We start from the raw sequence: 7491 nt of genomic DNA, 5'->3' as shown, positions 1-7491 counted from the left end.
ATAGTAAATCTAATTTCATTGGACCTGCCCCATTATCACAAGTACGTCTATTTAATGCACATCCAACGGGCGAGATGAATAAATCTGAGCGACTTGAAACAATTATGGGCGATGGTGGCTTAGCTAATTGTGGAAACTCGCAAAACTGCGTGCAATCGTGTCCAAAAGGTATTCCTTTAACAACATCTATTGCAGCATTAAACCGTGATACAACAATTCAATCTTTCCGTAGCTTCTTCGGTAGTGACCAAGGCTAAGATTGTTCCATGAGAAAAAAGACTGACTTTAAAATAAAGTCGGTCTTTTTTTTGTGAGGATGAAAATACGCATTTTTGTTAAAAAAAGGCTGTTTTCGCAAACTTTGTTGCTATTGTCATTTAGAGTACGACCAACAGTGACCGGTTCGTCTCCATATTTCAGGAATTGGGTAAGTAACTCCAATAAAGTTGCCCGCTTTTGCTCTTTTTCCTTGATTCGGGCTTCTACCCCATCAAAAAACAACAATCATTTAGAAAATAGCCTAAAAAAGATGAATTGTTTAAAAAAATTTAAGAAAGTGATTGCTGCATTGACATTATAAAAAAATTTTCATTCTCTCTTTCAAAAAATTAGATTTTATAACACAGAATTACATGGCCATGTGAACAAAATGGATTCATTTACATACTTTGAAGCAGGTGGGATCTCATTTTTTATATTTTAGCGTACTATAAAATTCTTGTACTGTGGATAAGTGCATGACATCCAGCGCAAGCGTCCGACCCCTCTTGGGTCTAAGCCAATCAGGAATAGAAGGTAAAAAACACCTTCTATTCCTGATCGTCTTATGCTTGCCTTAGGCTGATCAAGGCGCTTGCGCTTTTGTTCTCGAAAACTAATCGCTAAATCTCCCTTCCTAATTCGTAAGCTAAAATCAAGTGAGTTTTGAACATGAAATCACATCGATTGTGAAAGAAAATCGAATTAGAACAACTTCAGTAATTTCCATGATTCACTTGGTGTACCAAGGGTGCTTTTTGCAGATTGAGGAACGACTGCTCAAGCATAAAGCGAGACTTTCGTCATTGGGCGTTTTATTAAATGTGATAAATGCAGTCAAAAAAGTTACATGATTTAAAAGTACGGCATTGTCCCAAAAGTAAAATAGACGTAGTTTACTATATTTTCTTTCATCTTTCTGTCACAGTAGCCCTTAGGTACACATAGGATATGTTGACTAAATATATACGCATCCGATAGACCAGCTCTCACCTTAGCAAGGAGGGTTACAATACTTGAAAGAGAAAGAGTTTCAAACAAAGCCATTACTCACGAAAAGAGAGAGAGAAGTATTCGAATTGTTAGTTCAAGATAAGACAACAAAGGAGATTGCTAGCGAGCTCTTCATAAGCGAAAAAACGGTTCGAAACCATATCTCGAATGCGATGCAAAAGCTTGGTGTTAAGGGACGTTCTCAAGCGGTTGTTGAGCTCCTTCGAATGGGTGAATTAGAGCTCTAACCACTACCGGCTAACCTTTTTAGTAAGGGAGCCGGTTATTATTATTCTTTTTCAATTATATGTAATGGAACGGCCCTTAGATGAAAAAACTAGTGAATATATGAAAATATGCTACTTGCAATTTTTGAAAAAAACATGGAAAATAATATGATCATATGACTTAGTAAGAAATGTTGTAACAATGCTAAATTAGTGAAGATTTCAATGTCATGATTCATCATGCAAATGATATCGAACATTTCATAGCTGATTTAGAAAAAGAACTACATCAGCTTTCAAGTTGTAAGAAGCAAAATGGTCGGGAAATACTCAGTGATTAGTATCCACTCACTTTGTTTTTTATAAAGATCTTTTGAGAATACGAATTAACAAATGATGAACGTTCAAATTAACTGTATGATTTTGCATGTAGCCCTTCAACTGATTTCATCAATTGGCTGGAAAATAAACAATTAGCTAGTAGTTTAATAAACCCAAAAGATTGATGAGTTGTGCGAATCCTTTTATGAACAGGAAGCGAGTGCTTCATTGTGAAAGTCATTTTTAAACGCCAACAAATACTTAATGAATATGCTCGTTTATCAAGATAAGATGGAATAATACACATTGAAACAGTCGTTAATTAAGCTGCTTTATGAATTGAGAAAAGAATGAGGCGAATTATTTGAAAAGTCCAATCGGTGTCATTGATTCTGGCGTCGGCGGTTTAACAGTCGCAAAAGAAATCATGAGACAATTACCAAAAGAAGAAATTATCTACTTAGGCGATACAGCAAGATGTCCATACGGGCCTAGACCTGCCGATGAGGTACGTCGTTTCACTTGGGAGATGACGAATTACTTATTAGACAATCATCATATAAAAATGCTAGTCATTGCATGTAATACTGCAACAGCTATAGCCCTACAGGAAATCCAAGAAAACATTAAAATACCAGTTATTGGGGTTATCTTTCCAGGAGCAAGAACAGCTGTTAAAGTATCGAAAAACGATCATATCGGTGTTATTGGAACAGTCAATACGATTAAAAGCGCTGCTTATGATAAAGCGCTAAAAACGCTAAATAATAGTCTAACCGTTGAGAGTTTAGCTTGTCCGAATTTTGTACCAATCGTTGAAAGTGGTGAATTCGAAGGTGAGGTAGCAAAAGCGATTGTTGAAGAATCGCTATCTCCTATTAAGAATCGAAACATTGATACATTAATTCTTGGATGTACACATTATCCAATTCTTCAACCGCAAATCGAAGAGTTTATGGGACAAGCAGTAAAAATTATTTGCTCTGGTGATGAAACGGCAAGAGAGGTAAGTACAATCCTATCCTATAAAAAAACGTTAAACCAGGCTTCTGGGGAAAAGAACCATCTGTTCTTAACGACTGGTTCAGAACAATTATTTAAAAAAATTGCATCTAAATGGTTTGAGCATCCAATTGAAAATGTGCGCTCAATTTCATTGGATAATGTTGAAAACTTAAAATTTTAATAGAAATTGTTTAAAACACGATGTACATGGACATCGTGTTTTAATTTTGGTGTCAAGTGCGACCCCCGAGTCCATTTTCCAAACGATGATCGAAGGCAAAAAATACCTTCTAATATGAGGCATTTTATGCTACTTAGGGTAAAACGATAGGCTTCCATGTTCCAAAAAGTTTGTACAAAAAAGCGGTCTAAAACAAAGACTAGCCCGTATACATAGTAGTACAAACTACCTTTGGGGGGATTTTAATGTTTAAATACAACAAACAGATTGCAATTACTGTTATTGCTTCATCTATGATGCTACTCTCTGGTTGTGGTTTATTCAATACAGACCAAGCTACAAAAGAAATTGATCCACCTCAGGATGAGGCATTAACTGAGGATGGGAAATCGTTGGACACAGAGGGTAAATCAGGTGCAGAGAGCTCGAGTAAAGATATTACCGGTGAAGAAGCAGAAAAAACAACGGCAAGTCAATTATTTTTAATCGATAAAAGTGGATTTGTTGTCCCATATACAATGAATCTACCAGAAACAGACAGTATTGCTAAGCAATCATTAGAGTATTTAGTAGAAGGTGGCCCAGTTTCTAATATGCTACCTAATGGTTTTAGGGCAGTACTTCCTCAAGATACTCAAGTGTTAGGGGTAAATATTAAAGATGGAACTGCAATTGCAGACTTCTCAAAGGAATTCAACAACTATAAAAAGGAAGATGAGGCAAAGATCCTCCAAGCTATTACATGGACATTAACTCAGTTTGATTCGGTTGAAACTGTGAAGATTTGGGTGAACGGACATGAACAAACGGAAATGCCTGTAAATAGTACACCAATTCCAGATGGTGCTAGTAGAATGGATGGAATTAACCATGACTCAAGTGAGGTAGTTGATATTACTAATACACAACCTCTAACAGTATATTATATGGCGGAAGCAGACGAGCAACAGTATTTTGTACCTGTTACAAAGCGTATAGACAATAAGGAAACAGATCCGATTGTTTCTGCAGTAGAAGAACTTGTTAAAGGTCCTGCACTATCTTCAGGTCTATTAAATGATTTTCAAGATGGAGTTAAACTGTTAAGCGCACCTAAGTATGAAGATGGAAAGGTTACATTAGATTTTAACGATGCGATTTATGGAAGCTTTGATGAAAAGCAAAAAATTATATCATCTTCGGTTCTCCAATCACTTGTTTTAACATTAACTGAGCAGCAAGGAATTGATAGTGTAGCGATAACTGTAAATGGTAAAGCGGATTTAATTAATGAAAATGGCGAAAAGCTAACTGAGCCAGTAACAAGGCCTTCAAAAGTTAACACAGGTAGTTTTTAGTAATCAGTTTTTGATATACTAGATAAAGAATAGAGAGAGGTATGCTAAAAGATAGCTACCTCTTCTTTATCGTACATACATAACTATCGAAAGAACAAAAGTAGTATTCGATCTTTCATTGGAGGGAAATAAAGCATGAGACATGATGGTCGTGAAGTTGATCAGTTAAGGAAAGTAGATATAGTCAGAGACTTTGTCATCCATCCAGAGGGTTCAGTATTGATCAATGTAGGTGGAACAAAGGTCATTTGTAGTGCAAGTATTGAAGAAAGGGTACCTCATTTTATGCGGGGATCTGGAAAGGGCTGGATTACAGCAGAGTATTCAATGCTACCAAGGGCAACAGAGCAGCGGACAGTCAGAGAATCATCAAAAGGGAAAATCACAGGTCGCACAATGGAAATCCAGCGATTGATCGGTAGAGCATTACGTGCAGTAGTGAATCTAAAAGAATTAGGTGAAAGAACAATTTGGATTGATTGTGATGTCATACAAGCCGATGGTGGAACGAGAACAGCATCCATTACAGGTGCGTTTGTAGCGATGACAATTGCACTTGGGAAATTAGTAAATGAAGGTAAGCTTAAAGTATTGCCAATTACAGACTTTCTTGCCGCTGTCTCAGTTGGTATTGATAAGGAACACGGGGAAATTTTAGATTTGAATTATCTAGAAGATTCCAGTGCACAAGTTGATATGAATGTCATCATGACATCACAAGGCAATTTTGTTGAAGTACAAGGTACTGGTGAAGAAGCAACATTCTCAAGAAAACAATTGAACAGTATGCTTGATTTAGCTGAGATTGGAGTTCAATCACTCATCAAACTCCAAAAAGAAACACTTGGAGACTTAACGCAATTGGTGGAGGAAAATATTAAAAGGTAGGTTGGTTCAACATGAAGGAAATCATTATTGCAACAAAAAATAAAGGAAAAGTTAAGGAATTCGAAGCATTATTAGCTCCTTTAGGCTATCTTGTTCAATCACTTTTGGATTACCCAGATTCAATTGATGTAGAAGAAACAGGGACTACCTTCGAGGAAAATGCAATCTTAAAAGCCGAAGCAATTTCAACGCATTATCAACGAATGACGATTGCAGATGATTCTGGTTTAGCAATCGACTATCTTGATGGTAAGCCAGGCATTTTTTCTGCACGTTATGCAGGTCTTGCAAAAGATGACCAAGCAAATATAAATAAGGTGCTTGAAGATTTAACTGGAGTTGATGAACTAGAATCTCGTTCAGCACGATTTATTTGTGCTTTAGCCCTATCTATTCCAGGAGGAAAAACAAAAACCGTTGAAGGAACGTGTGAAGGGTATATTGCGATGAAGCAACAGGGGGAGAATGGTTTTGGCTATGACCCAATTTTTATCGTTAAAAATCTAAACAAAACAATGGCTACCTTGTCAAAAGAGGAAAAAAACCGAATTAGTCATCGTGCAGAAGCATTAGAAAAATTAATCGACATAATTGATCAATCTTAAAATGGGGCGTTGAATATCATGAAAGTATTAATAATGAGTGATAGTCATGGATTAACTACTGAAATAGATGAGATTACAAATAGACATCTGGATGAAACGAAACTAATGTTTCATTGTGGAGATTCGGAATTATCAAAAGAGCACTCGGGATTAAGGTTATTTAAAGGTGTGAAAGGAAATTGTGATTTAGATTCAGAGTTGCCTAATGAACTCATTGAGGATCTGAATGGGAAAACATTGTACATGACTCATGGGCATTTATTTAATGTAAAAGCATCACTCATGAATTTAAAATACCGAGCTTTAGAAGTAAATGCTAATATAGTTTGCTTTGGGCATTCACACATTGCGGGCGCTGAAATGATTGATGGTATTTTATTTATCAATCCAGGAAGCATCAGACTTCCAATACTGAGAAAACAGAAAACATATGCTATACTAGATTTAAAAGAAAGAATAGCAAAAGTAACGTTTTTTGACGTTAATGGACAAATAATTGAGGAACTTTCGCAGCAATTTATACTTGAATAATAGAAGAGAGGAAGATCTTCCTCTCTTCTATAAAAATAATAAAAAATGTTGACTTTTATTATAGATGAGAATAAAATAATAATTGTCGTTGGTTGAAAACACCAAACGATACAAATAATGTCCCAGTAGCTCAGCTGGATAGAGCATACGCCTTCTAAGCGTACGGTCGGGAGTTCGAATCTCTCCTGGGACGCCATCTAATTGTACATAACAAACCTTCCATTTAACAGTGGGAGGTTTTTTTGTGTGAAATAATTGATCTCTTCACGTGTGGATAGGTGATGTGACTGGAATTCAAAAGTGCATTGGGGAAATTAACCTCTATATAATGCGAGAAAATAGGATAGATTTTCTAACAAATTAGTACCATCAGCAAGATTGAGTGTGTATGATAGTGAGGTGAAGAGAGCAATTACATTTTTTTACGATAAGGAGTATATCCACTATTAAAATTCTTATAATTTTGTAAACTATAAATCGTCAAAAGTTTACAAAGTTTGACGTTTTATTTATGCAGAACACCCATATCGATTGCGGATTTTATTTTTCTCCTAAAAAATTTTAAAATAGAAATTTCAATGATATCAATAATGAAAGCGGATACATGTATATTCGATAAGTCCCAATTATCAAATAATTCATAAAACACTGTTGACACTTGCATTTATAGAGCGTAATATAAGTTCAAATAAAAGTTAATTGAACATTTAAAGAAATGTAGAAAATTATACAAAATTTCAACTACTCTATTCATTGAAAATGTTCAATTAATTAGTAAACTATTTTAAATAGCAAATTAGAATTGTGGTTTATCCATGATGAAAATAGTTTTGTTGATATTGCGTATAGAAATAACACTAGGAGGATAATCTAACTCCTAGATATATATGTACATTTGAAAGAATAACTCTTTAAATTGGCTGAAAATTTGCATAATATAAAATGTTGAAGAGGATAAGTAGTCTTTGGAAAAGCATCTACAGAGAACCGGGGTAGCTGGAAGCCGGTGATGCAACCAAATGATGAACTCACCTCTGAGTGTTAATCTGAACTTAAGTAAGGTTAGCCGAGTCCCATTCTTCGGTACTCGTTATCAAAGTGAACAGTGAATCTGTTCGTAAGGTGGTTAATGTGTTTTAACCATG

The 7491-nt window shown here is 35.5% G+C and carries 6 protein-coding genes, 1 tRNA gene, 1 pseudogene and 1 other annotated feature (1 of these 9 running past the window's edge); all 8 genes and pseudogenes read left to right on the top strand.

Annotation, left to right across the window (positions count from 1 at the left end; translation table 11 throughout):
* Window positions 1–257, top strand: a pseudogene (gene sdhB / locus K9V48_RS04095) (succinate dehydrogenase iron-sulfur subunit); the annotation flags it as partial.
* A 1017-nt stretch (window positions 258–1274) separates the two neighbouring features.
* A complete protein-coding gene (gerE, locus tag K9V48_RS04090; RefSeq protein WP_224137168.1) occupies window positions 1275–1499 on the top strand; it encodes a spore germination transcription factor GerE in 225 nt (74 codons plus the stop codon).
* Between the two features lie 664 nt (window positions 1500–2163).
* On the top strand, window positions 2164–2985 hold the full coding sequence (gene racE, locus K9V48_RS04085) for a glutamate racemase (protein ID WP_224137167.1): 822 nt from the start codon (window positions 2164–2166) through the stop codon (window positions 2983–2985).
* A 245-nt stretch (window positions 2986–3230) separates the two neighbouring features.
* A complete protein-coding gene (locus K9V48_RS04080; RefSeq protein WP_224137166.1) occupies window positions 3231–4322 on the top strand; it encodes a GerMN domain-containing protein in 1092 nt (363 codons plus the stop codon).
* A gap of 135 nt (window positions 4323–4457) precedes the next feature.
* The gene (gene rph, locus K9V48_RS04075) at window positions 4458–5210 is read left to right on the top strand and encodes a ribonuclease PH (RefSeq protein WP_224137165.1); all 753 of its coding nucleotides are present in this window, start codon (window positions 4458–4460) and stop codon (window positions 5208–5210) included.
* A gap of 11 nt (window positions 5211–5221) precedes the next feature.
* Window positions 5222–5815: an XTP/dITP diphosphatase gene (locus K9V48_RS04070; RefSeq protein ID WP_224137163.1), complete on the top strand. Its 594-nt coding sequence runs from the start codon at window positions 5222–5224 to the stop codon at window positions 5813–5815.
* An 18-nt stretch (window positions 5816–5833) separates the two neighbouring features.
* Window positions 5834–6346 (top strand): metallophosphoesterase family protein, encoded by a 513-nt coding sequence (locus K9V48_RS04065; protein WP_224137162.1) that lies wholly within the window; start codon window positions 5834–5836, stop codon window positions 6344–6346.
* A 119-nt stretch (window positions 6347–6465) separates the two neighbouring features.
* Window positions 6466–6542, top strand: a tRNA-Arg gene (locus K9V48_RS04060).
* A gap of 740 nt (window positions 6543–7282) precedes the next feature.
* Window positions 7283–7491 (top strand) — a binding site (T-box leader); it runs 48 nt beyond the window's last position.

The organism is Metabacillus rhizolycopersici (genome assembly GCF_020075705.1).
This window is presented reverse-complemented; position numbering and strand designations above follow the sequence as displayed.

Excerpts from the sequence above, each read along its gene's own strand:
- K9V48_RS04080 (WP_224137166.1), top strand. The coding sequence starts at position 3,231 with ATGTTTAAATACAACAAACAGATTGCAATTACTGTTATTGCTTCATCT.
- rph (WP_224137165.1), top strand. The coding sequence starts at position 4,458 with ATGAGACATGATGGTCGTGAAGTTGATCAGTTAAGGAAAGTAGATATA.
- K9V48_RS04070 (WP_224137163.1), top strand. The coding sequence starts at position 5,222 with ATGAAGGAAATCATTATTGCAACAAAAAATAAAGGAAAAGTTAAGGAA.
- K9V48_RS04065 (WP_224137162.1), top strand. The coding sequence starts at position 5,834 with ATGAAAGTATTAATAATGAGTGATAGTCATGGATTAACTACTGAAATA.